This window comes from Nonomuraea helvata, from assembly GCF_039535785.1.
Lineage (GTDB): Bacteria > Actinomycetota > Actinomycetes > Streptosporangiales > Streptosporangiaceae > Nonomuraea > Nonomuraea helvata.
In genome coordinates this window covers 2,164,796-2,188,248 of sequence record NZ_BAAAXV010000009.1, presented here as the reverse complement: position 1 = coordinate 2,188,248, position 23,453 = coordinate 2,164,796, and the positions used below count along the sequence as shown (strand labels likewise).

General features: G+C 68.5%; 19 protein-coding genes and 1 tRNA gene. 6 read left to right on the top strand and 14 right to left on the bottom strand.

All coding sequences use genetic code 11. The features are described 5' to 3' along the window. Positions 1-3: 3 nt before the first annotated feature. The gene (locus ABD830_RS43560) at positions 4-459 is read left to right on the top strand and encodes a peptidase inhibitor family I36 protein (RefSeq protein ID WP_345000553.1); all 456 of its coding nucleotides are present in this window, start codon (positions 4-6) and stop codon (positions 457-459) included. After that, positions 450-1,349, top strand: a complete 900-nt coding sequence (locus ABD830_RS43555) for a hypothetical protein (protein WP_345000551.1) — start codon at positions 450-452, stop codon at positions 1,347-1,349. The genes ABD830_RS43560 and ABD830_RS43555 overlap by 10 nt, the downstream gene beginning before the upstream one ends. Here the strand turns inward: ABD830_RS43555 and ABD830_RS43550 are convergent. From ABD830_RS43550 to ABD830_RS43520, 7 genes are read right to left on the bottom strand one after another with little or no spacing between them, the layout of a single operon-like run. Continuing rightward, positions 1,308-2,744 (bottom strand): S10 family peptidase, encoded by a 1,437-nt coding sequence (locus tag ABD830_RS43550; RefSeq protein WP_345000550.1) that lies wholly within the window; start codon positions 2,742-2,744, stop codon positions 1,308-1,310. The two genes, ABD830_RS43555 and ABD830_RS43550, sit on opposite strands and share 42 nt — an antisense overlap. A gap of 9 nt (positions 2,745-2,753) precedes the next feature. Then, on the bottom strand, positions 2,754-3,986 hold the full coding sequence (locus ABD830_RS43545; protein WP_345000549.1) for an enolase C-terminal domain-like protein: 1,233 nt from the start codon (positions 3,984-3,986) through the stop codon (positions 2,754-2,756). Continuing rightward, positions 3,983-6,985 carry a glycoside hydrolase family 38 N-terminal domain-containing protein gene (locus ABD830_RS43540; RefSeq protein WP_345000547.1) on the bottom strand — a complete coding sequence of 1,001 codons (3,003 nt, stop codon included), beginning with the start codon at positions 6,983-6,985 and terminating at the stop codon, positions 3,983-3,985. Before ABD830_RS43540 ends, ABD830_RS43545 begins: the two co-directional genes overlap by 4 nt. Beyond that, positions 6,985-7,794: a carbohydrate ABC transporter permease gene (locus ABD830_RS43535; RefSeq protein WP_345000545.1), complete on the bottom strand. Its 810-nt coding sequence runs from the start codon at positions 7,792-7,794 to the stop codon at positions 6,985-6,987. Before ABD830_RS43535 ends, ABD830_RS43540 begins: the two co-directional genes overlap by 1 nt. Then, positions 7,791-8,663 carry a carbohydrate ABC transporter permease gene (locus ABD830_RS43530; RefSeq protein WP_345000543.1) on the bottom strand — a complete coding sequence of 291 codons (873 nt, stop codon included), beginning with the start codon at positions 8,661-8,663 and terminating at the stop codon, positions 7,791-7,793. Before ABD830_RS43530 ends, ABD830_RS43535 begins: the two co-directional genes overlap by 4 nt. After that, entirely contained in the window at positions 8,660-9,907 is a 1,248-nt protein-coding gene (locus tag ABD830_RS43525; RefSeq protein WP_345000541.1) for an ABC transporter substrate-binding protein, read from the bottom strand. Before ABD830_RS43525 ends, ABD830_RS43530 begins: the two co-directional genes overlap by 4 nt. A 21-nt stretch (positions 9,908-9,928) precedes the next feature. Continuing rightward, positions 9,929-10,624 carry a FadR/GntR family transcriptional regulator gene (locus ABD830_RS43520; protein ID WP_345000539.1) on the bottom strand — a complete coding sequence of 232 codons (696 nt, stop codon included), beginning with the start codon at positions 10,622-10,624 and terminating at the stop codon, positions 9,929-9,931. A 47-nt stretch (positions 10,625-10,671) separates the two neighbouring features. On the opposite strand from ABD830_RS43520, the gene ABD830_RS43515 reads away from it, so the two are divergent. After that, positions 10,672-11,784: an alpha/beta hydrolase gene (locus ABD830_RS43515; RefSeq protein WP_345000537.1), complete on the top strand. Its 1,113-nt coding sequence runs from the start codon at positions 10,672-10,674 to the stop codon at positions 11,782-11,784. Here ABD830_RS43515 and ABD830_RS43510 read toward each other — a convergent pair. After that, positions 11,759-12,040, bottom strand: coding sequence for a DUF305 domain-containing protein (locus ABD830_RS43510; RefSeq protein ID WP_345000535.1), 282 nt, complete (start codon positions 12,038-12,040; stop codon positions 11,759-11,761). The two genes, ABD830_RS43515 and ABD830_RS43510, sit on opposite strands and share 26 nt — an antisense overlap. A gap of 32 nt (positions 12,041-12,072) precedes the next feature. Between ABD830_RS43510 and ABD830_RS43505 the strand changes: the two genes are divergently transcribed. After that, a complete protein-coding gene (locus ABD830_RS43505) occupies positions 12,073-12,639 on the top strand; it encodes a hypothetical protein (protein ID WP_345000533.1) in 567 nt (188 codons plus the stop codon). A gap of 264 nt (positions 12,640-12,903) precedes the next feature. On the opposite strand, the gene ABD830_RS43500 is transcribed toward ABD830_RS43505, so the two are convergent. The 3 genes from ABD830_RS43500 to ABD830_RS43490 form a co-directional block, all read right to left on the bottom strand. Beyond that, positions 12,904-13,845, bottom strand: a complete 942-nt coding sequence (locus ABD830_RS43500; RefSeq protein ID WP_345000531.1) for a hypothetical protein — start codon at positions 13,843-13,845, stop codon at positions 12,904-12,906. Then, a complete protein-coding gene (locus ABD830_RS43495) occupies positions 13,842-14,483 on the bottom strand; it encodes an RNA polymerase sigma factor (RefSeq protein WP_345000529.1) in 642 nt (213 codons plus the stop codon). Before ABD830_RS43495 ends, ABD830_RS43500 begins: the two co-directional genes overlap by 4 nt. 494 nt (positions 14,484-14,977) lie before the next feature. Next, on the bottom strand, positions 14,978-16,288 hold the full coding sequence (locus ABD830_RS43490; protein WP_345000527.1) for a hypothetical protein: 1,311 nt from the start codon (positions 16,286-16,288) through the stop codon (positions 14,978-14,980). Between the two features lie 241 nt (positions 16,289-16,529). Here ABD830_RS43490 and ABD830_RS54500 point away from each other — a divergent pair, with 241 nt between their 5' ends. Next, a complete protein-coding gene (locus ABD830_RS54500) occupies positions 16,530-17,009 on the top strand; it encodes a tyrosine-type recombinase/integrase (RefSeq protein WP_378520968.1) in 480 nt (159 codons plus the stop codon). A gap of 69 nt (positions 17,010-17,078) precedes the next feature. Here the strand turns inward: ABD830_RS54500 and ABD830_RS43480 are convergent. Further along, positions 17,079-17,155, bottom strand: a tRNA-Thr gene (locus ABD830_RS43480). A gap of 234 nt (positions 17,156-17,389) precedes the next feature. Here ABD830_RS43480 and ABD830_RS43475 point away from each other — a divergent pair. Further along, positions 17,390-18,274 (top strand): alpha/beta fold hydrolase, encoded by an 885-nt coding sequence (locus ABD830_RS43475; protein ID WP_345000523.1) that lies wholly within the window; start codon positions 17,390-17,392, stop codon positions 18,272-18,274. Positions 18,275-18,317: 43 nt separating this feature from the next. On the opposite strand, the gene fxsT is transcribed toward ABD830_RS43475, so the two are convergent. Together fxsT and ABD830_RS43465 are read right to left on the bottom strand one after the other, a co-directional pair. Continuing rightward, positions 18,318-22,214 carry an FxSxx-COOH system tetratricopeptide repeat protein gene (gene fxsT, locus ABD830_RS43470; protein WP_345000522.1) on the bottom strand — a complete coding sequence of 1,299 codons (3,897 nt, stop codon included), beginning with the start codon at positions 22,212-22,214 and terminating at the stop codon, positions 18,318-18,320. After that, positions 22,195-23,415 carry a TIR-like protein FxsC gene (locus tag ABD830_RS43465; RefSeq protein WP_345002244.1) on the bottom strand — a complete coding sequence of 407 codons (1,221 nt, stop codon included), beginning with the start codon at positions 23,413-23,415 and terminating at the stop codon, positions 22,195-22,197. Before ABD830_RS43465 ends, fxsT begins: the two co-directional genes overlap by 20 nt. Positions 23,416-23,453 lie beyond the last annotated feature (38 nt).

The window sequence follows — 23,453 nt, the reverse complement described above, 5'->3', positions numbered from 1 at the left end:
CCTGTGAGGCTATCCAGAAAGGCGGCCGGCCTCGTCACCGCGGCCGCGATGCTCACCGCGCTCGCCCCCGCGGGCGCCGCGGTGGCGAGCACGGTGGCGAGCACGGTGGCGAGCACGGCGGCGAGCCCCCGCTCGACGTGTTACGGCGGCCGCGTCTGCCTGTACGCCGGCTTCGACTTCAACCGCGGCCACGCCGACCTGTGGCGCGACTTCATCCAGGACGACGCCGACTTCGCCGACAACAACTGGCTGAACTGGGACTTCACCAACTCCTGGCACAGCATGAACAACGAGACCAGCTCCATCAGGAACCGCATCGGCTGCAGCGCCACTCTCTGGCAGCACCCGGGGTACACCGGCGCGCACAGCACGTTCACGCACGACTCGAACGACGGCTTCCTGGTCAACAACGCCGTCTCCAACAACCGCGCCAGCGCGCTCGATATCTGGTGTCGCTGAACAGCCGGGCCTGGCCGCCGGAGGCCGGCTGCCGCGGAGTCCTCGCGGGCACGCTGCTGCTGATCTCTGTCGCCGCCTGCGCCGCCGACGAGCCCGCGTCACGGGCGCCCAAGAAGGGCGTCTCCTCGGTGTCAGAACTGGTGCTGCCGTTCGACGCCTACAAGTCCACTCCCGAGCAGCGGGCCATCCTGGGCAACGCCCACAACCAGCTCGTCGAACGCTGCATGCGCAAGAAGGGGACCGTCATCGACCTCCCCGATGAGGATCCCGTCACCATCGCCGCGGTGGACCCCGGCAACTCCCGCCGCTACGGCGTCGCGGACACCGTGGCGACCAAGAACTTCGGCTACCACCTGGCCCGCCTGCCCTCTCCCGACACCACGGGCGCCTGGACGGGCAAGCTCTCCAAGCCGACCCGGCACCGCCTGTACGGCAACGCCGTCGACCGCGGCTGCCTGGACCGGGCCACGCAGACGCTCGGCAAGGGCGCCCAGAAGGCGGACTGGCCGTGGCTGACCCTGCAGGACTCGCTCACGCTGGAGCAGGCCGCCAAGGACCCGTCCGTGACGGCGGCGGCGAAACGCTGGCAGTCGTGCATGAGCCAGGCGGGCCATCCGTACCCGGCTCCGGAGGCCGCCATCGCCGACGGCCGCTGGAAACTGGACAAGCCGGCCATCAGCGAGGAGGAGAAGCAGGTCGCGTACGCGGACACGACCTGTAAGTGGTCGTCGGGCCTGATCGCCGCCTGGTTCGCGGCCGACGCGGAGCTCCAGCGGACGCTCATCCGGGACAACCCCGAGCGCTTCGCCGAGCTCCGCGCCAACCTCAAACAGCGCCTGGCCCGCGCGTCAGGCCTGCTGGCCGAGCACGAACGCGGTCAGGTCCGCTGACTGGCGCAGCCTGCTCGGCTCGTGGACGTACATCATGTGGCCTGCCTCGTAGTACCTGAACTCCACGTTCGCGGCCAGCTCCGCGGGCACGGGCAGGTGGGCGAAGGCGTGCTCGGCGGCGTAGTACGGCGTCGCGCCGTCGTGGTAGCCGCAGGCCACATGGACACGCAGGTGGGGGTTGGCCCGCATGGCCGCGCCCAGCTTGTCGACCACCTGGACGTGCACGCCCTCGAACTCCTTGTACGACCACGGATGCACCCGCGAGGTGAGCACCTCGTACGGCAGGTCGTTGGCGTAGCCCAGCTCGGTACGGAGGTAGTGGTTGAGCGCGGCGCTGTAGGGGCCCATGATCGCGTTCATGCTCGGGTCGGCCGAGAAGTGCTCGCGCCCCGAGTCGGGGTCCCAGCCGAGGAACCGCCCGTCGAGCCGCCCGACGACCTGACGGCGCGAGCGCAGCACCTCGGTGAAGAACCGGATGTGCTCGATCCGCAGGTCCACGCGGTCGACGTAGTCCTCGCTCAGTCCCGTCAGCGCGGCGACCGTGGAGACGGCGGCCGAGCGCTCCTCGGCGCTGAGGCGGTTGCCGCGCGCCAGCGCCCACGGGTAGTCGCGCTCGGCGAACGCCTCGGCCTCGCGGAGCACGTCGGCCAGCGGCCGGTCCCCATGCAGCCCGTGATAGTGCGCAATAGCGGCATAAGTCGGCAAATAGAGGGCGTAGCCCAGGTCGTTGCCCTGGTTGAAATCCCCGGTGATGAAGTCGAGCACCGAGGAGATCAGCATCACGCCGTTGAGGTACATGCCGTACCGCGACTGCAGGTGATCGGCCAGCGCGGCCGCCCTGATCGTCCCGTACGACTCCCCCGCCAGGAACTTCGGCGACATCCACCGCCCGTTCCTGGTGGTCCACAACCGGATGATCTCGCCGACCGACTCGATGTCGCCGGTGAAGCCGTGGTACGGCTCCGCCTTCTCACCCTCGGCGGCCCGCGAGTAGCCGGTCGAGACCGGGTCGATGAAGACCAGGTCGCTCACGGCCAGCAGGCTCTCCTCGTTGTCGGCCAGGCCGTACGGAGGAGGCAGGAGCGCTCCCGCGTCCCCCATCACGACCCGGCGCGGCCCGAGCACGCCCAGGTGCAGCCAGACGCTCGAGGAGCCGGGGCCGCCGTTGAACGCGAACGTGACCGGCCGGCTCAGCGGGTCGGCCCCGTCGAGCGTGTACGAGGTGACGAACATCTCGGCCTTCGGCCGCAGTCCCTCGAACTTGCCGTCGTCGATCACCTCCTCGCGCAGCACCATGGTGCCGGTGGTGGCGGTGTACGCCTGCCCCGACGGCAGGGCGTGCGACGTGGTGACAAGGTTGTCGGCCGGGGGCGCCGGCTGGGTAGCTTCAGACATATCGCCCAATTATGGAGCTACATCGATGGAAACGGACGGATCCGCGAAACGCTCGTTCGGCACGGTGGCGTACCAGCCGGGCCGCCCGGGGTCGCGGTCGTACGGATAGCCGCCCGTCTCCCGGTAGTACTCGGCGTAGCGGGCGACCTTCTCCGGGTCCAGCCGCACCCCCAGCCCGGGCCCCGGCGGGACGGCGATGGCGCCCTCCGAGTACGCCATCTTCCCGCCCTCGATCACGTCGTCCGTGAGCTGGTGGTAGTGCGCGTCGGCGGCGTAGGTGAGGTTCGGCAGCACCGCGCCGAGGTGCAGCATGGTCGCCAGCTGGATGCCCAGCTCCCCTGACGAGTGCACGGCCACCCCGAGCTGGAACGTCTCGCACACGCCCGCCGCCTTCACGCACGGCCTGATGCCGCCCCAGAACGTCGTGTCGAGCAGCACCACGTCGGCGGCCCTGCGCATGACGTTCGAGGCGAGCTGCTCGAAGTTGACCACGACGGTGTTCGTCGCCAGGGGCACCCTGACCTGCTCGCGGATGGTCCTGAGCCCTTCCAGGCCCCAGACCGGGTCCTCCAGGTAGTCGTTGTTCAGCCCCTCGATGGCCCGGCCGAAGCGCAGCCCCTCGGCCACCGAGAGCACGGCGTTCGGGTCGTACCTGAGCCGGTCGTCAGGGAACGCCTCGGCCAGCGCCCGGTAGCACTCCAGCTCGTAGTCCGGCGGGAACACGCCGCCCTTGAGCTTGTGAACGGCGAACCCGTGCGCCTTCTTGAGATGCCTGGTGTGCTCGACGAGCTGCTCGGGCGTGCGGATCTCGCCGTGGCCCTCGGCCGCGTACCGGAAGAACAGGTACGAGGCGAACGGCACGGCATCGCGGATCCGCCCGCCGAGCAGGTCGTGCGCGGGCACGCCCAGGTGCTGCCCGATGAGGTCGATGCAGGCGAACTCGATGGCCGCGAGAAGCTGCGTCCTGTTGTTGTAGAGCGAGGCCGTCGGGTTGGCGATCTTGAAGCGCAGCGCCTCGAGCTGGAAGGGGTCATGGCCCTTCAGGTACGGCATCAGCGCGCGGAACGCTGCTTCCGCGCTCTCCCCTCCGCCGCCCATCTCGCCCAGGCCGACCAGCCCGTTGTCGGCCTCGACCTCGACGATCGTGCGGACGAACCTGCCCCAGTGCGCGCCGTTGCTGTGCCGCAGCGGCGCCTCCAGCGGGACCGCGACCGTTGTGGCCCTGATGTCGACGATCTTCACGAACACGTCCCCCAAACAGCGGCCACCCCGCAGGCGGGCAGCCGTACCTTGACCGTCTCATCCACCACGTCGAGCCCGCGGGCCGCGCGCAGCCCCGGCAGGCGGACCGACACCTCGACCGGCTCGGACGCGAGCGACTGCAGTCGCACCACGCGCTCGTCCCCCGACCGCCCGATCGACGTGATCAGCACGTCGGGGTGGTCGACCGACGCGTACGTCTCGGTGACGTCGGGGCTGTCGGTGATCAGCGCGCCGACGAACGGCTCGGTCAGCCCCGAGGCGGCCGCCGCGCCGAGTCGGCGACCCTGAGCCCCCACAACCGTCGCGGACCCGGCGACATTGGGAGTCGAGGTGACCGCGTAGCGGAAGGTGGTCTCGCCCTGCTGCTGGGCCGGGAAATTGGTGTCCCAGATGTTGTTGAGCGCCCAGGAGTAGACCGTGCCGTCCTCCTGGTCGAGCGTGGGCGGGAAAGGCGCGTACGGCATGTGGATGGTGCCGAGCTGCACGAGCGGCGCCTCCAGCGTGGCCCAGGCCACGGTCAGTTCGGGGTCCTCGAACGCGATCCAGTGCCTGATCGGCAGCATGTACTCGGCCGAGCCCGGCACACGGGGCACAGCTGGGCCGCCGACGCCGCCGGTCAGCTCCCAGACGCTGGGCGGGCCGGCCGCGAACGGGAAGGCCAGGAAGACGGCCTCCTTGGCCGGGGTGCCCTGCTTGGCGAGCTGGTAGGTCAGGTCCAGCCGGGGCACGCCCCTGTGCAGCTCGATCGTCGTGCGGATCCAGTCGACGCCCTTGCCGTGCAGCTCCACGACCAGCTTCTCGCCGACGGCCGTGCGCTGGGCCTTGGTGATGGTGGCGCCCTTGCCGATGGCCCGGTCGCCCAGGAGCGTACGGTCGTGCGCCCCAACGTGTCCCGACAAATGGTTGAAATGCGGGGCGGTGGCGTACTGGTCGTAGACGTACTGGCCGAAGCCGGCCGCCGCGTCGCCGTTGACCAGCTCGCGGCCGGCCCGCTTGTCGAAGATCGAGCTGATGTAGCCCTCGCGCACGTCGTAGGCCACGCGGTAGAACTCGTTCTCGATCGCCCCGCTGAGGTCCAGCTCGACCGGCTCGGGGGCCTGGGTCTCCCCCGGCACGACGTCGACGCGCGCGTAGCCGAAGCCGGGAACGTCGGGGACGACCGCCTGCACGTGCCGCCCGATCGGCCGGGTCGGCCAGTCCTCCGGGTGCACGAACTCCTCGTGGTGCGCGAGCGTCTCCCCGGTCCGCGCGTCCACCAGCGCGATCGGCACGTCGATGCCCACCACGTCTCTCGGCAGGAACGCGCGGACGACGTCGGTCCGCGCCCACGTGCCCGGGTTGAAGACGGCGAACGAGGCCAGCGCCCCGCCCTCGGTGCCCGCCTCGGAGAGCGCGGCGGCGAACCTGCGGGTCGCGGCGTGCAGCAGGTCGGCGGCGTCGTCCTGGGCGTCGTAGGCGCCGGACGACTTGCGCGTCCACTGCAGGCCGCCCGAGTCGCCCGCCTCCTCGGCGTCCTCCCACGGGTTGGCCGCACCCCAGGTGTGCTCGTTGAACAGGGCGACCTTGTCGTAGGCCGCGTCGATCTTCTCGGTGGCGTCCACGCCCGCGATCGTGTGCAGGGTCTCGGCCACGCGCAGCGCGGACTGCGCCCTGCGCACGTAGCCGAGCGGGCGCGCGCCCGAGCCGAGCCCGTCGGCCCACCAGTCGGTCCAGTCACCCTCGTGCACGGCCAGCCGGTCGTGGTAGCGCTCCTCGACGTGCTCGAAGAAGTCGCTGTTGACGGCTGAGCGCAGGCGCGGGTAGGCCCACTTCTCGTTCCACCGGCGCGCGATCGTGGCGGGCACGATCGAGGGGCCCGCGTTGTCCGCGTGCGCCCCCTGTACCCGCAGGTGCAGCACGTCCAGCTCGTACGGCTCCTTAGGCGCGTCGGGCCCCTGCCAGCCGAACGTCCCGGGCCCGTACGGGTACCCCCGCGTGGCCAGCGCGGACAGGTACCGCGGCAGCAGGTCGTCGGCCAGCTCGTAGGAGTCGGTCAGGCCGACCGTGTTGCCCTCCATGTACGCCATGCCGTGCGGCGTGTCGGTGAACCAGACGATGACCTCGTTCCCGCTCGGCGCCCGCCACCGGAACGGCCTGGTCAGCTTGTCGCCGCCGTGCAGGTAGGGCACCGACCGCCCGGCCCAGTTGTGGGCCGCGGCCAGGTAGCGGACGCCGGCCGCGTTGAGCGCGTCCACCAGGCCGACGACCGCGCCGGGCACGTCGGTGTGCATGGCCGACTTCGTGGCGAAGCCGTACCGCTCCTTGAGCTGCCCGGTGAAGCGGAGCTGGCGGTACAGCTCCTCGGTCGAGCACGCCTCCGTGTGGAGCTGGAACGGCAGCGCGGTCACCTCGATCACGCCCTCGCGGGCCTTCTGCGCGAAGGACTCCACCATGTCGGCGGGCCGCGCGTCGAGCCACTTCAGCGCGGGCATCGACGACTCGACCGTCCAGCGGAACTTCGCGTCGTCCGGCCAGGACTCGGTCTCCTCGGCCAGCCGCAGCGCCGCGTCGAGGTAGTCCAGGTGGTGGCGGAGCACGGTGCCCTGCGGATCGGTGTAGCCGATGTCCAGGTGCGAGTGGTGCACGACGAAGACGCTCCACTTGCGCTGCGGGGTCACCGTGACCTGCGCGCTGCCGACCACCCCGGCGTCGTCGCGGCACTCCAGCGTGAGCACGCGCGGCGCCTGCACCTCGGGCACCAGCAGCGTCACGTCGCTGCCCGACGCGCTGTCCACGCCCACCAGCACGTGGGTCAGCGGCTCGGTGCTCGACACCCTGACCGCCTGGCGGCCGTCGTGGGTGAACAGCGGCAGCACCGAGACCCGCACCTCCAGCCCGCGCACGCTGATCACCGGTGTCGAGGTGTCGTCGCGCAGCGCCTGCCTGATCCCGTCGTAGTCGGGACTGCCCAGGCTCCGCTGGAGCAACCGGCTCGTCATCAAACACTCCCTAGAGACAGGCCCCTGGCGAAGAGGCGCTGGGTGGCGAGGAACAGCACGACGGTCGGCAGCGAGACCACGAGCCCCGCGGCCAGGCCGACGGGGACGGGCGTGCCCGCGTACACGTCGGTCATCAGGCCGGCGATGGCCGTCATCACCGGCCGCACGTCCTCGGTCTGGGTCAGGGTCAGGCCGAAGATGAGGTCGTTCCAGACGAAGGTGAACTCCAGGATGAACACCGCCGTCAGCGCGCTGAGCGAGATCGGCAGATAGATACCCCAGAAGATGCGCCAGGTGGAGGCGCCGTCCATCCTGGCCGCCTCGAAGATCGAGAAGGCTACGCCGGTGTAGAAGTTGCGCAGCACGAACGCGGCCAGCGGCACGCTGATCGCCGTGTAGATGAGGATCATGCCGAGGCGGCTGTCGTACAGGCCGGCGTCGCTGTAGCCGACGAACAGCGGCACGAGCAGCATCTGCGAGGGGAAGACCGTGCCGCCGAAGATCAGGATGAACCAGAAGAAGCCGTAGCGGAGCCGGAGCACCACGATGGTGTACCCGGCCAGCGCACCGATGATCACTCCGAGCAGGGGCGAGACGACGGCGTACAGCGCGGTGCTGGCCAGGCTCTGCGTGAGGTTGGCGCTCTCCAGGGCCCGCCCGAAGTTCTCGAACAGCGCGAAGTCGGGTGAGGGCACCCACGCGCGGCCCGGATCGTACGAGCCGGCCGGGCGCGCGGCGTTCACGAGCAGCAGGTACGTCGGCCCGAGCCAGACCAGCCCGAGCACGACGAGTACGGCACGCCGGATCACGAGGCCACCTGCCGCTTGAGGTAGAGGTAGGACGCCAGCCCGGTGACGACGGTCAGCATCACCGCCACGGCCGAGCCGTAGCCGTAGTCGCTGGCCACGAACGTCTCCTTGTACATGGTCACCGCCAGCGTCTCGGAGTTGCGCCCAGGGCCGCCCTGAGTCAGCACCCACACGATGTCGAACGTCTTCAGGCTGGCCACCAGCGCGAGCCCGACCACGACCGCCGTCAGCGGCCTCATGAGCGGCCAGATGACGAGCCGGAACAGCTGCCAGCCCCCGGCCCCGTCCAGCCGGGCCGCCTCGATCGGCTCCCTCGGGATGGACTGCAGCCCCACCACGAACAGCAGCATGTTGACGCCGAGCTGCTGCCACGTCCAGACCAGCAGCATCGCGACCGTGTTGACCGGCGCGTCCTGCAGGAACGCGGTGTCCACGCCGAGCAGCGTGTTGGCGATGCCGCCGTGCGACAGGATCGGGCTCCACACCATGGCCAGGCCGGCGCCGCTCAGCGCGTACGGCAGCAGGAACGGCACCCGGAACCACACGCCGCCCTTGATGTCGTACGACAGCACCGCCACCAGCAGGCCGAGCCCGACGGGCAGCACCATGGTGCCGACGACCCACAGCAGCGTGTTGCGGATCGAGGTGAGCAGGGCCGGGTCCTCGATCAGCTTGCCGAAGTTGTGCCCGCCGATCCACTGGGCGGGCTCGAGGCCGTCGTACCGGGTGAAGCTGAGGTAGGCCGTCCACAGGAACGGCGCGTAGAGCAGGCCCGCGACCAGGAGCACCGCGGGCGCCACGTACCCGTGACCGAACCGGCCGAGCAGCACCTCACCCCGAGGGCCGATTCGACGCCTGGCTCCGCTCACTGATGCGCACTCCAGTACTCATCAGCGGCCTTCTGGATGGTCTCCAGGACCTCCTTGTAGCTCCCCGGCTCCGTCACGAACTTGCTGAACCCGTCCAGCGCGGCCGTCAGCACCGGCGGCGGCGTGGCCTCGAAGTACCTGTTGACCAGGCGGTACTGGCCGCCGCCCGCGTCCTTCGTGACGGTGCCGAGCGCCTTGTCCGCGATGCTCACCTTGGGGTTGGCGCTCACGTCGCCCCTGCTGGACGCCCACTTCCCCTGGGCCTCGGACGTGGTCCACCACTTCAGGTACTTCTGGTTGGCCGCGGGGTCGGCCGCCTTGGTCAGCGAGCAGAGCGGGCCGCTCTCGAAGATCATCGAGGTCTTGGGCAGCGCGGGATTGACGTTGGGGATGACGAAGAAGTCGTAGTCCTCGCCGGACTTCATGTTCCGCTGGGTCATGCTGGTGTTGAACCAGGTGCCGAAGGAGACCATCGCGGCCTTGCCGTTCTTCAGCACGTCACCAGGGTCCGTCTTGTCCCCCGGATTGATGAAATATCCGGCGTCAATGAGGGACTTCCACTTCTCCATCACCTGGACCACGCCCGGGTCGGTGTACTTCGCCTTGCCGGTGGCCAGGCGGTCGTACAGGTCGGGGTCGGTGCCGGCCATGAGCTGCTCGAACCAGACGAAGGAGAAGAGCACGCTCGTGTGGTAGAAGGCCTTGACGCCGTTCTTCTTCAGCGTGTCGGCCACCTTGATCAGGTCGTCCCACGTCTTCGGGGCCTCGAGGCCGTACTTGCCGAAGATCTTCTTGTTGTAGAACATGCCCCAGTACGCGACGTTCATCGGCACGCAGTACTGCCTGCCGCCGATCGTGTAGTACGGCGCGAGGTCCTTCGACAGGTCGCCCGCCTGGATCGCCTGCTGCCAGATGTCCGTCGTGTCGGCCACCTGCTTCTGCTTGACGATCTCCTCGAGCATCCCCCCGGTCTGCCAGGTGAACAGGTCAGGCTTGACATTGGTACGGAACGACGCCTTGATGAACGCCTGGTACTGCGCCGAGTCCGTGTATCCCGTCGGCTTCATGCCCAGGCCGATGCTCTGCTTGGACAGGGCGCCCATCTCGTCGAAGTACTTCGTCCAGGCGCCCTTGTCGTTGTACAGGGTCAGCTCGGTCTTCTTCTGCGGCTGCGCGCCGTTTCCGCCGCAGGCGGTGAGGACAAGCGCCGCCACGCCGAGCGTGACCACACGTGACCGGAACATGGACCGGCCTCCTTGTTTCTTTCAGGGGGATTGCAACCTGTGCTCTATTACGGTCTTCACGTCCACCAGGTGGACACGCATGCGCTCCTCGGCCTGCGCGGTGTCGCGTGCTTCGATGGCCTCCAGGATCGCCAGGTGCTCCTCGTAGTCGCGGCGCCGGTCATCGAAGATCTGCAGGATCTCCCGCTGCTCGGGTCCGTGGATGGTGAGCAGCGAGTCGACGACCTCGTGCAGCACGCTGTTGCCCGCCAGCCGGGCCGTCGCCCGGTGGAAGGACATGTTGGCCTCGTGCAGCAGTGCGTCGTCGCCGCGCAGGTGCCTGCCCGCCTCGTCGAGCACCCGCTTGAGCGGGGCCAGCTCGTCGGGGTCCGCGTGCTGGGCGGCCATCGCGGCCAGCGGCGGCTCGATCAGGATGCGCGCGCCGAGCAGCTCAAGGAGCCGGGCGGCGTGCAGCTCGCGCACGTTGGGGTTGGGCAGGACGACCCGCTCGATATCGGCTCCGACGTAGATGCCGGAGCCGTGCCGCATCTCGATGGCCCCGGTGGCCTCGAGTCTGCGTAGCGCTTCGCGTAGCGTCGGAGTGGTGACGGCGAAGCGCTGGGAGAGCTCCCTGGTCGAGGGCAGCCTGTCGCCCGGCCGGTGCCCGCCCGTACGGATGAGCTCCAGCATGCGCTCGGTCAGAGCGTCGGACAGCGTCGGCCGCGTTACCTCGGACATATCAAGTGATCTAATCACTTCTCGGCTTCGGCGTCTATGATTTCGCCATGAAGCGTGCGGTGGCGTGGATCGCGGCCGTCCTGGCGGTCCTGGCGGTGGTCGGGGTGGGCGGCGCGGGCTGGTACTACTCGGGCCTGGTGATCGACCCGTCGCACGGGGGATCGTACCCCCTGGAGGTGCTGGCCTTCGACGGCTCGAAGGTCACGCTGAAGGGCGGCTCCGACACCGCGGCGCCCGGCACGTACGGACTGACCTGGCGTGACGGCAACGCCACGCTGGGGCCGGTGATCTCGGCCTCGGGCTCCACGGTCGTCAGGCAGGTGACCCGCGTGCGGCGGGGCACGCTCGCGCCCGGGGTTCGGGCGTACTTCGACCGGTGGATCTGGGGTCACGAGGACCCGCGCTCGGCGCTCGGCCTGCCGTACGAGACGGTCTCGATCCGGAGCGAATTAGGCGACTTCCCCGCCTGGCGCATGCCGGGCACCTCGAAGACCTGGGTGATCGCCGTACACGGCCGCAACGCGAACCCGTCGGAGGCGCTGCGCTTCCTGCCGGTCTTCCACGCGCTCGGAGTGCCGGTGCTGGCCATCAGCTACCGCAACGACGAGGGGGCGCCGGCCGGCGACGACGGCAAGTTCCACCTCGGCGCCACCGAGTGGCGGGAGGTCGCCGCCGCCATCGCCTACGCCCGCGGCCAGGGGGCGACCGGGGTGGTGCTGTACGGGTTCTCGATGGGCGGGGGCATCGTGCCGATGGCGGCGCGCGAGCTACCCGGCGAGCCGATCAAGGGCCTGATCCTGGACAGCCCGGTCATGGACTGGAACGCGCCCATCGACCTGGGGGCGCGGCAGCAGGGGGTGCCGCTCTGGCTGGCCTCGGTGGGCAAGTTCACGGTGGAGCGGCGTACCGGGATCTCGCTCGACGACCTCGACCACGTGCGGCACGCGAAGGAGTTCAGGCAGCCGATCCTGCTCTTCGTGGACGACGACGACGCCAGCGTGCCCATCGAGCCCTCGCTGCGGTTCGCCCATCTCAGGCCGGACCTGGTGACGCTCGTACGCACCCGCGGCGGCGGCCACGTGGGCTCGTGGAACGTCGACCAGGCACGCTACGAGCAGGCGCTGCGTACCTTCGTCACCGCTTCAGCAGCTTCGTCATGATCGCGATCTCCCCCTCACGCGAGTCCCGCACCTGGCCGGCCCACTTCTGAACGGCCGGATCGGCCCCGCCCTTCACCTCGGCGACGGCCATCCCGACGGCGTCGCCCTGATGCGCGATGAGCAGGTTGAGCAGGTCGTACTCGAAGTTCTTCGACTTCTTCAGCGCCTGGATGCGCCTGACGTCGGTCTCGGGCACGGCGGTGGGTTTGGTCGAGATTCTGTGCAGTCCGCCGGTTATGGCGTCCGGTGCTGTCATGATCGCGGTGCACCTCACCGATGGGATCCGCGATGTCTCCTCGCTCACTCGTGCTGCCGGCCGCGTCGCTCTGCGCGGGCGGCCTCGCCGCTCTGGTGTACTTCCACGACTCCGATCTGGTCCTCTTGAGGGAACACCTGAACCATCCTTTCGCGCTCGGTGCGCTGGCCTGCCTCCTGATGGCGTGGGCCGCCCTCGGGCTGCGGTGGAGGTGGCTACGCGTCCTGATCGGCATCCTTGCCGGGCTGGGCGCGGGTGGCGCGCTGTTCGTGGGGTTGATCGCCCTTGCGTTCACCGCTACCAAGGATGTCGGCTTCGTCGACGGACCGGCCCCGTACCGGATCCGGCTCCAGCAGTCGCCGGCGGGCCTCGGGCCGGACAGGGTGATGTGGCTCAGCGTCCGCAGGGACGGTGGGCTGCTCAGCAGGGAGTGGGATCTCGGCTGCTTCAACGACGACGACCCCGACGACGGCTTCGAGTCGGTCAAGTGGACGGGGCCACGTTCGGTTGAGATCCGGGTGGCCGACGGGCGAACGTTCCCCATGACCTTGGATCCCCTCTCGGGTCGTCCCCAGAGCACCGCCGCCCTCAATTGCTGACAGCCGCCGATGACAAGACTCTGGGTGCGGCACGTTGGCTTTGAGCAGCGCCAATAGTGGGGGAAGCAATTCCGGTCGTAGATCCATGCCGGACATTGTTCCTGTGCGACACGACGATCTCGCGGCCGTCGGACCACCTGCCGGGCGCGGAGTGTCACGATCGGTCCATGCCGGCCGCAGAAGCGGTCGCTCAACGACCACGCACATCGGCGCGCCCCAGACAGCGAGGAGGCGCGCCGCGCTCCCAGGGGCCTTCCGCCCGGCTCAGGACCCCGACGTGGGTGTCGGCTCCGGTGCGGCCGACGGCGGTGCGCCGGCGTCGTCGATCTTCTTCATGATGTCCGACGGCACGGGTCCAGCAGGTTTGATCATGAGCATGACCTGCCCAGACGCGTATGGGTCCACGCTTGTGACCCGCCACGTCGGGTCGACCTTCGACCGAGATGTGAGATCGCCGTAGCCTCGCCCGTCCGGAAGAGACCATTGGACGTTGTAGTGCGCGATCGTCAGGTGCTTCCGGGCGATCAGCGCCTCCACCTCCGCGACGGTGCGCCCCTTGACCGAGACGCCTTCCAGGGCTTCGCCCTTCGCCGTCGAGGTGTTGGTGGAGCTGTAGGGCTCACCGGGGCGGGCGGCGCGCCCGAGGACCACCGCGGCTTTACCGGTGAACCCAGCCTCGATGCGCAGGCCGATCGGGCACTGGGCGCCGCTCGCCGTCCTGCAGGAAGGGTCGTCAATCGTGTGGATCTTCTGGTTCCCTTCCATCATCACGATGCTGCCCACCACGCTGGGCGAGACGGGGACCAACTTCAGGTCGATGTCGAAGCCGCACGCCCGGAAGTCGTTCCTGAGCCGCTGCTGATCGGCGAGCGGGTCCCTGATGCGGGCGACCACATAGTCATGTTCCTTGGAGCAGATGACCGCGGCCTGAGCCGTGGACGCGTTCTGTCCGATCACCACGGTCCCCACCACCGCGGCCACGGTCACTGCGGCGGCGACGGCTCCGATGGCCAGGCGACCCCCGAGTCGTGGCCGCAGCCAGGCCCGCCGGGGAGACCCTGGCTCCTGGGGCAGCGTCAGAGGGTGCGGCGACGCGCCATGGGCGTTCTGGGAAGCTCTGGTCATCTCGGCCATGAGGTGGGCCCTTCGTTGCGCATGGCGGCCGCCCGGAAGGTCACGCTCGTTGGGGATGAGCGGATCGGTCATGAGTCCTCCACTGAGGGCCGGAGCGCGGTGTGGCGCTCACCCTGTCTGTGTGCCGTGGCGCCTGGCAGTTCCTGCGCATTGCCAGAAAATGAGGCCGTCAGCTTCCTGAGCCGGGCGCGAGCCCGGGACAGGCGCGAGCGCACTGTTCCCACCGGTAAGCCGAGCGCGATCGCGGCATCGTCGTAGCTGAGTCCCGCCCACACGCACAGGGACAGGACTTCCTGATCGGCGAGAGGGAGCCGGTTCACGGCCGTGAGCACACGGCGCATCTGGTGCTCATCGTCGATCCGTCCGGCGATGTCATCGGCCGGATCGGGCTCTGCGGACATGGCGGGCATTCGGTCCAGGGCATCACGATAACTGCGTTTGGCGCGGTAGCGGTTGCGCAGGACGTTGTTGGCCACGCCGAGGAGCCAGGGCAGCACCGAGTCGCGCTCGGGACTCAGCTCCCCGTGCCGCCGCCACGCCTCCAGGAACACCACCGAGGTGATGTCTTCGGCCTCCGACCAGTCAGCCGTACGGCGGAAGCAGTGGTTGTAGACGGCGCGCGCGTGCCGGTCGAAGAGGACGCCGAAGGCCTCGGTGTCCCCGTTCGCCGCTCGCGTCCACAGCTCGGCGTCCATGGGAAGGCTGTCCATCACATTAAGACTGTGTCGGCGGGTGAGCACTGGTTCCCGTGATCCGCGGTATTTCTCTGTACGGCGGCTGCCCCTCGCCCCCTTTCGAAGCTGCCGTACGACCATGCAAAAGGCCCTCCCGGATGATCCGGGAGGGCCTTCGAAGTGGCGCCGCCTTGGGGATTCGAACCCCAGACCCCCTCATTACGAGCAGAATCAAGGACCTGCTCGTCCTCCCCCACCGAGGAGGTGACCTGCCTTTTGCCGTCCGTCAGAGTCCGTGGACGTCCATGATCGAACTTCCTCGTTGTCACCCACTTCGTCACCCAGTCGGGTTGGCAAGACCTTCGGGTGCCAGGAACAAAGACGCGGCTCAGCGCGGCTTTGCCGACCCGATCACTCCCAGGCCGCATGCCTGGTGGGCGGCAGGCGCACGGCTGGGTGGCGGCGCCCAGCGCCGCCGCCCCTTGATCCCCATGAGATCCATTCGGCAGGGCGCTGGACGCCGTTTGGACTCATTCCTTCAGTTCGGTCTTGGCGGCGAACAGAGTTCCCCGTTCGGTGCCCTGCCCCCGGCGAATGTTCAGGCCCTCCTTGCGGAAGCTGATCCATCCTTCACCGTCAGTCAGTCCCCGCACGATTCTGGTTTTCACGATGTCGTGGGTCGCATAACCGACGTCCAGATGAGTCAGGTGGCTGTTGTCCTTCCGGTGGACTTTGAGCCCCTCCACGGGGAAGGTGATCCATCCGTCGTCGGCGCTTCGTCCTTGCACCCATTCGGTGTTGATGCCGTTGAGGTCAGCCTTGTCGGCGTGCACGGTTCCCCAAGCTCCGCTTCCGCTGCGGACATCGAGCCCGTCCTTGGGGAAGGTGATCTTTCCGTCGTCGGCGCTTCTCCCCTGTACCCATTCGGTGTTCACGCCGTGCAGGACGGCCTTGTCGGCGTGCACAATTCCCTCAGCTCCGCTTCCAGTGCGGACGTCCATCCCGTCCTTGAGGAAGGTGATGCGCCCCTTGGTCGCGTTCGCCGCCCCCTGGACCCAGGGTGTGTCGATGCCGGTAGTGGCGGTGAGTGTTTCCAGGACGGGATGGCGCACCTGAACGGTCGTGGTGAGGAAGTGTTCCTGCTTGGGCGTGGTGCCGGAGGTGGCGACGAGGGTGTAGGTCGTGGCCCGCTTCGGCGGGTCGGCCAGGGTCCAGGTACGCGTGCCCACGGAGAAGGGCACCTCCCCGCCGGGGAACCGGATCTTGTAGGTGAAGTCGTCGGAGCCCTCCCAGCTCAGCGTGAGGGACTCTCCGACGTCCAGCATGGCCTTGTCCGGACGGAAGTCGCGCGGCGCCGGAATCTCCTTCGGAGTGGCCTTCACCAGCGGTACTGCCGCGAAGCTGACTTCATACCCCCGCCGCGTTGGCCTGGTCTCCTTCACTATCAGCACGGCCAGCCCGGCGACCTTGGCGACAACGATGTCCTCCAGCGCCAGCACCATGTAGTCGCCGGGGGAGAAGCTGTCGGCACCCCCCGGAGGGGTGGCCTGGAAGACGTTGGTGTTCTGCAATCGCTGGAATGTCACCGACCGGGCGGCCGGCGAGGTGAGCAACTGGTCGTTCACATGGGTGTGGGTGTACGTGCCCCTGGGCGTGATCGCGTCGATATTCGGCGTGAGGTCTGCGGGCACCGTTACCTCGATCGTGGACCATTTCACATTCTTGTGGGTGTTGGTCACGACCAGATACACCTTTCCCTTGGATGGGGACTGGTCGGCCTGTGACGCCTCCAGATGCGCCGGGTCGGTGAGGAGGGTGTAGGTCAGCATGGTCACGGTCATGACTCCTTTTTCTGGGAGGACGGCGCAGTCCGATGACCTGTCCACGACGAGAGGACAGTGCAAGGCGGGACCGGCGACACGGGTGACGCATCCGGAAGCGCCGCTTACAGCGCACTGCGGAAGATCACCCCTAGATCCAAACGCCAGCATTGGAGCGCGACAAGAGCACTCAAGGACGCCATAAGGGGGCGCTTCGGCAACATCTTCAGCGTCTTGACACAAATCCGGACAATCTGTCACTGTGCTGCTACAGAAAGTAAGCACGTCTCGTCACGCTGTGGCCTGTCCGGGGGAAACCTGCTGCAACACCTGGAAGCCCCCGGGTGTCCCGTCGCACTCTGGCGCTCCCACAGCGCTGTGTGGAAGCGCTCAAAGCGCAGAGGGCTCAGCAGGAGCCGGACAAGGAAGTGGCGGGCAAGCGGTGGGTGGAACACGGGCTCGTGTTCGCCGCGACCGTGGGCACACCTCTCGACTCCCACAACGTACGGCGCCTTCCGCGCGGTCATCGCCAAGACCGAACCTCGACCCCGACAAGTGGACGCCCCGAGAGCTACGGCACAGCTTTTTGTCCCTGCTCTCAGGCCAAGGCATCCCCTTGGAGGAGATCGCCCGGTTGGTCGGCCACAGCAGCACGGCGGTGACCGAGCTGGTCTACAGGAAGCAGATCCGCCCCGTACTCCAGGAGGGCGCGGTGGCCATGGATCGAATCTTCAAGACATGAGATCGGGAGGCTTGGTCACTCACTTAGACACCCAAAAGCCCTCCGCGATCTTGCGGAGGGCTTTTGACTTGGAGCCGCCTTGGGGATTCGAACCCCAGACCCCTTCATTACGAGTGAAGTGCTCTGGCCGACTGAGCTAAGGCGGCGCGCTCTGTAGCTTCGAAGAGTCTACAGGAGCCCAAGGGGTTCTCGCTCCCGTCGATCTACCACCACCCCGAACCGGGCGGCCTCGCTCGGGTATTCACCGGTCCGCCGCGCCGTAGTACCGTGACCGTACTGTCCGGGCACGCGAACGTCCGGTTGCTCGGGGTTCTCCAAGTGAAGACAGATCGCCGCAAGAATCTGTGACGGGTTTCTCCCAAGATCAGACGGAGGATGTCTTGCCCCGTATCGTGGTCGCACCCGATGGCAGAAGGCTGGCGGTCGAGGAGCGCGGTAAGCCCGACGGCACCCCCGTCTTCTACCTGCACGGCACCCCAGGCAGCAGGCTCGGCCCCTCTCCGCGCGCGCAGGTGCTCTATCGGCTGGGTGTCCGGCTGATCACCTTTGACCGGCCGGGATACGGGCTGTCGGACAGGATGCCGAACAGGACGGTGGCCAGCATCGCCGCGGATGTGGCGGCGATCGCGGACGCGCTCGAGGTCGACGGTTTCTCGGTCGTGGGGCGGTCGGGCGGCGCGCCGCACGCGCTCGCCTGCGCCGCGCTGCTTCCCGAGCGCACGAGGAGAGCGGCCGCGCTGGTCAGCCTCGCCCCGCACAGCGCCGAGGGGCTCGACTGGTTCGCGGGCATGGCGGAGTCGAATGTCTTCGAATATCTGGTGGCGCGGGCGGGCCCGCACCTCGCCGCCACCCGCCTGGCCTCGCTCGCGAGCCAGATCCGGGCGGATCCTGAGAGCAAGGTGCTCTCCATCGGCCAGGAGGGCGGGCGGGCCGACCGCCGGATCGTCTCCGACCACGGGCTGCGCCGGATGATGGTCCGCAACTTCACCGAGGCCCTGCGCCACTCGGCGGACGGGTGGGTGGACGACGTGCTGGCGTTCAGCTCGGATTGGGGGTTCGACCCGGCCGTCATCCGGGTGCCGACCCTGGTGTGGCACGGCGAGAACGACGTGTTCGCCCCCGTGGGGCACGCCCGATGGCTGGGCCGGCGCATCCCGAACGCGACGGTCTGCATACAGCGCGGGCTGGCGCATCTCGACGCGCTGAGCGTCCTGCCCCGGGTGCTGCCGTGGCTCACCCGGGAGCTCGTCGAACCGGCCCGCTGAGCGGCAGACGGGCCGGCCGAACGGCAGACAGGCCGGCCGAGCGTCAGGTGGGCTGTGGTTCGAGGTCTCTGTTGACGCGTCGCCATTTCTGCAGTGCCTCGGTGCACGGATGCGTCTCGCCCAGCTTGGCGGTCACCGCGGCGAGAGTCCTCCTGCGTAGGTCGTCCGCCTCCCTCTCCTTGCCGAGCGCGCGCCAGGTGATCGACAGGTTGGCCTGGCAGGCCAGCACATCAGGATGGTCCTTGCCCAGCGTGGCGATGAGGCCGATCAGCGTACGCTGCTCCATGTCCTCGGCCGTCTCCAGCTCCCCCTGATCCGCGGCGCAGTTCGCCACGTTGATCGAGCAGATCAGCGTGAACGGGTGCGTGTCCCCGAGATGGCCGCGCAGCGCGCCGAGACTGCCCTCGCCCATCTTGCGGGCCTCGCCGAGGCTGCCGAGCCCGCGCAGGTACGAGCAGAGGTTGTTGGCCGCGGCCGACGTGTACGGGTGCTCAGGACCGAGCAGCTCGCTGTAGTCCTTCATCACGTTGCGCGCCATGTCCCTGGCCGCCGCCTTGTCACCCGCGGAGGACATGCAGCAGGCGAGCTCCAGCGCGGCCGCCTTGGCCTCGGGATCGGCCGGGTAGAGCCGGATGTAACGGTTGTAGACGTCACGGGCGTGCTCGCCCGCCTCCTTGCGCTGCCCGGCCCGGCGCAGCGACACCGCGAGGCTCTTCGTGGCGCGCAGCGCGACGGGATAGTCGTCGTAGTTCAGGTCCACGTAATGCTGGAGCGTCTGTCGCAGCAGCGCGATCGAGGCCTCGAGATCCCCGGCCTCACGCATGTCCCTGGCGAAGTTCTGCGCCGAGTTGAGCGTGTCGGGGTTCATCGGCCCCAGCGCCTGGAGCATGCGCTGATAGATGTCGCCGTCCAGGTCCTTCGCGTTGCGCCAGTCGCCGACGAGACGGTAGGAGACGGCCAGGTTGTTGGCCGACCGCAGCGCCCGCGGGTGGTCCTCGCCGTACATCTCCTTCCAGCGTTCGTAGACCTCCTTGTCCTGTGCCAGCGCCTCGCGGTACTGCCCGAGCGCCCGCAGGTCCGCGGCGACCCCGCTGGCGGTCAGCAGCGTGTGCGGGTGGTTCTCGCCGAGCAGCGCGCGCTGATGGCCCCAGACCCACTGCTCCAGCTCGTACGCCTCCTGCAACATGCCACGCGAGCGCTGCACGTTGGCGATGTTGGTCAGCAGATGCAGCCGTTGCCGTTCCAGCCGGCCGAACCTCTGCTCCCAGAAAGTGGACAGGCGCTCGCCGAGCTGCAGGGCGTTGTCGTAGTCGCCGCGCTTCCACCAGTACCGCACGCGTTCGGTCAGGAGCTGCTTGGTCTCCTCCTCCACACACGTCTCGGCGTTCGACGGGAGGAGGTGAGGCCAGATGAGGTCGTACTTCTCCCAGTTCTCCGGATCGTCCACCTCACCCTGGCGGGGCCGGGCGCCCACGAGGATGCGGTGCACCTCGTGCGAGACCTTGTCTCGCTCCTCCTGCGTCATCTGGCCGCGGATGACGGCCTGGACGAGGCGGTGGACCTGCAGCGTGTTGCTGCCCTGATCGATCTTGGCCAGCGCGAACCTGCTGATCTCCCTGATGACCCGGCCGAGTACGAGCTTCTCCCCCCGGAGCGACTCGTCGAACGGCACGAGCACGTTCATCGTCTCGTTGCTGTAGAGGAGCGACAGCGAGATGGGGTCGGGCGAGCAGAAGGTGCACAGCTGCAACAGCCGCTCGGCGGCGGGCGAACGCTCCTTGAGCTGGCTCAGCGAGACGTTCCATGTGGCCGCCACCGGGCTCGGGTAGTCGGCGGCCTGGTTCGCCGACAGCACGACGGCCGCCTGGCTCTGCAGCAGCTCGACGTAATCGGAGGCGGGCTGGCCGGTCTCCCTCAGCCACGCCGCGGCCTGCGCGATGGCGAGCGGCAGGTAACCCAGCGCCTCCGCCACCCGCAGGGCCTCTTCCGGGTTGAGGCCGGGCACCGTACGCATCAGGTGCTCCAGGCTCTCCTCCCGGCTGAACACGTCCACTTCCAGCGGCTTGGCAATGCTGACCCAGGCCGGGTTCCGCGAGGTGACGATGATGTGCCCGGAGCCGCCGGGCATGTACCTCCGCAGGTCCTCCGGGTCGCCGGCGTTGTCGAAGATCAACAACCAGCGCTTGTACGGCTCCCCGCGTCGCAGCGCCTCGCGTACCGTTTCGGCCACTTCCACGATGCTCTCGCTGACGGACAGGTGGAGCCGCCGGCCGAGTTCGGCCAGGGCGGGGTTGATCAGATCAGGCTGCTCCGCCGCGATCCACCACACCACGTCGTAGTCGGCCTGGAACCGGTGGGCGTACTCCAGCGCCACCTGCGTCTTGCCGACGCCGCCGAGCCCGTACAGCGCCTGCGGGAGCACGACCGCCTGGTTGCCGCCGACGAGCTGGTCGCGCAGGCTCTCCAGCGCCTTGTCCCGCCCCGTGAACACGGCGTTCCTCGGCGCGACGTTCCAGACAGCAGGCACCGTGCCGGGGAAGCGGGCGCTCAGCACCGCCGGGTCGTTGACCACGGTGGTGGGCTTGCCGACCGCGCGCAGGATGGCCTCGGCGGCCTGCGAGGGAGAGAGCCTGAAGAGATCGACGGCCGGCTGCTCCGAGAAGGGCGGGTCCAGCCGCAGGTCACCCGAGACCCGCAGGATCGTCAGCCTGGGCGCCAGGTTCAGCTCGTCCCCGGTGGACGTCGCCCAGGCGGCGGCCTGGAAGTCCTGCAGATACGCCGCGGACACCACGGCCACGACACCGTCCGCGGACCTGGCTCCATTGCCGTCCCCGACCGCCGACAGCGCCTGCGGGGTGACCCGGAGATTGGCCTGCCGGAGCACGATCGCGATCCAGTCGGCCCACATGCGGTCTTCCGGCGCGTAGCTGAGCAAGATCTCCTCCTGCAGGGCGGGCTCTCTCCTCGTGAACGACTCCAGCCAGCGCAGCCGTACCGGCTCCTCCATCGGCATCAGGCCGGTGACCTCGCCCTGCGTGATCACCTCCGTCAGCCGCTCGAAGGACGCGAGCAGCGACCCCGGCGACTGCGGGGCGTCGCCGAAGACGGCCAGGGTCTCCTCGAAGGCGTAGAAGCGCTTGTACGGCACCTCCACCGCCCCCCAGTAACGCTCCCGGTCCTCGGCGGGCACGTCCACGAGGAAGCGCTCGAACCGTGAACGCGCGTACGCCCGGCCGGCGTCCGCCTTCTTCTTCTCGCCGTCGTCCACCCGCATCGGGACGGGGAGGATCCTGCGATGCCGGTCGTGACGCTCGCTGATCGCCCCCGCGACCCGCGCCGCGCCGTCGATGCCCTGATCGCTCATCGTGAAGCAGTCGACGACGATGTCCGGCATGTCGATCGTGCAGATGTCGGCGATGTCGCTCAAGCCGGTCCTGCTGTCGATCAGGCAGTAGTCGTAGTTGCGCTTGATGTCGGCCCGTAAGGCGTCCAGGAAGCTGCCGCCGGCCAGCCTCTCGTAGAAGGTGTCCCAGTCGAAGGCGGACACCAGCGAGGAGTAGTCGCGGTTCTGCTGGCCGGCGGAGAGGAAGTCCAGGGTGCCCTCCCGCGGGAAGCGCCACTCCAGCGACACCGCGTGCGGCACCACCTTGGCGTACTCCAGATGCCAGTCGGCGTCGTGCCGGCGCGAGCTCGCGGCCTCCCACCTGTACTCGTTGACGATGTCGATCACGCCGGTGGTCGCGCTCATCACGCTGTCGTCGAGGAACGGCCGGAAGAAGCGATGCAGCCCCGGGGACTCCAGATCCCAGTCCATGGCCAGCACGCGCAGCCCGTTGCTGGCCAGCACCCAGGCGACGTTGGCCACCGCCATCGTCCGTCCGGTGCCTCCCTTGTAGGAGTAGAACGTGACGATCCTGCCTTCACTTTCGTCCTTGGGCATCGCCGTCTCCTGGCTCTATCAGTCTTGGTCGCCTGCCCGAGGGCGGCGAGTTCACCTGGGCCGTCTGCAGGAAGCGCTCGGACGCGCGCGCCAGCATCTTGGGCATCTTCTGACGCAGGTCGTCGAGGGATCGAACGTCATGGGCGGCGGGCTCTCCGCAGTCGCCCGGAATGACCTGGGCGAGCGAACGGCGCAGCTGGGGCTCCGCGCTGCTCGTCTGCGCGTCCTCGTCGTTCCACGGCACCATGACGGGGAACCAGCGCGCCCCCGAGCTGCCGAACTTGCTGAGCGTGTCCCGCATGTCGGGGACCTGTGTGGCCCATGGATCCACCAGCACCACTCCGGGCGCGTCGGGCTGCTCGCCGTCGGGCATGTCGAGGGGCGCCACCTCGGTGTCGATCCCGCGGATCCTCGCGAACTCGGCCAGCTCGGACACGAGCGGCCGGTGGTTGCCCTCGCGCCGGTACGGGCTCCATTCATGGGGCATTTTGCCGTAGTAGTACGGGGTACGCCCCTCGGGAAGATGATCGATATCGGGCGCCACCACCGTGACCTTGATTGTCCGCGAGGATTTGTAGCCGACGAAGGCATTGGGCAGCGTCGTGTAGTCGGGAAAGTCCCTCGCCTCCAGCAACGGGGACGACTCGGCGACTTCTCTGATCCGCCTGGCGAGCTGCAGTATGACCTTCTCGCGTGCGGCGCGCCTCGATGAGACCTTGATGATGCCGTACAGGCCGCCCTGGAGGTCATGAGAGCGCATGCCGTTTTCGTGAAATTGGATCTTAGTTGCGCACTCCGGCATGCTCGACGATTCGATCGTGGTCCACATGATGGGGATGATCACCGGCGGCGGCTCCGCCGGGTGGGCGGCCAGTCGCAGCTGGATGGCCGACCATTCCTTGCCGCAGTGCTCACTGGAGAAGTAGCGGGGCGAGTAGAGGGGAACGAACACCCGGCACGTGGCCAGGGCCCGCGAGACCTCGTGGGACCACTGCTCGCCCAGGCGCAGCCTGCGGTCCATGAAACCCGCGTGCGAGGCCTTCTCCAATCCGGTGATCTGGAGAAGATCAGTGCATAACTCGAGAAACAGCCGGTGCACCCATCGGTCCGGGTCACCGCCACCCATGCTGTCGTCGTCGGGCGCGTGCGCATAACTAAGGAAAAAATATGGCACTTGCCCGATGCCCCCGGAAGGCGACATTCTTGACATCAACCTCCCTCACTGCGGAACGATTCACT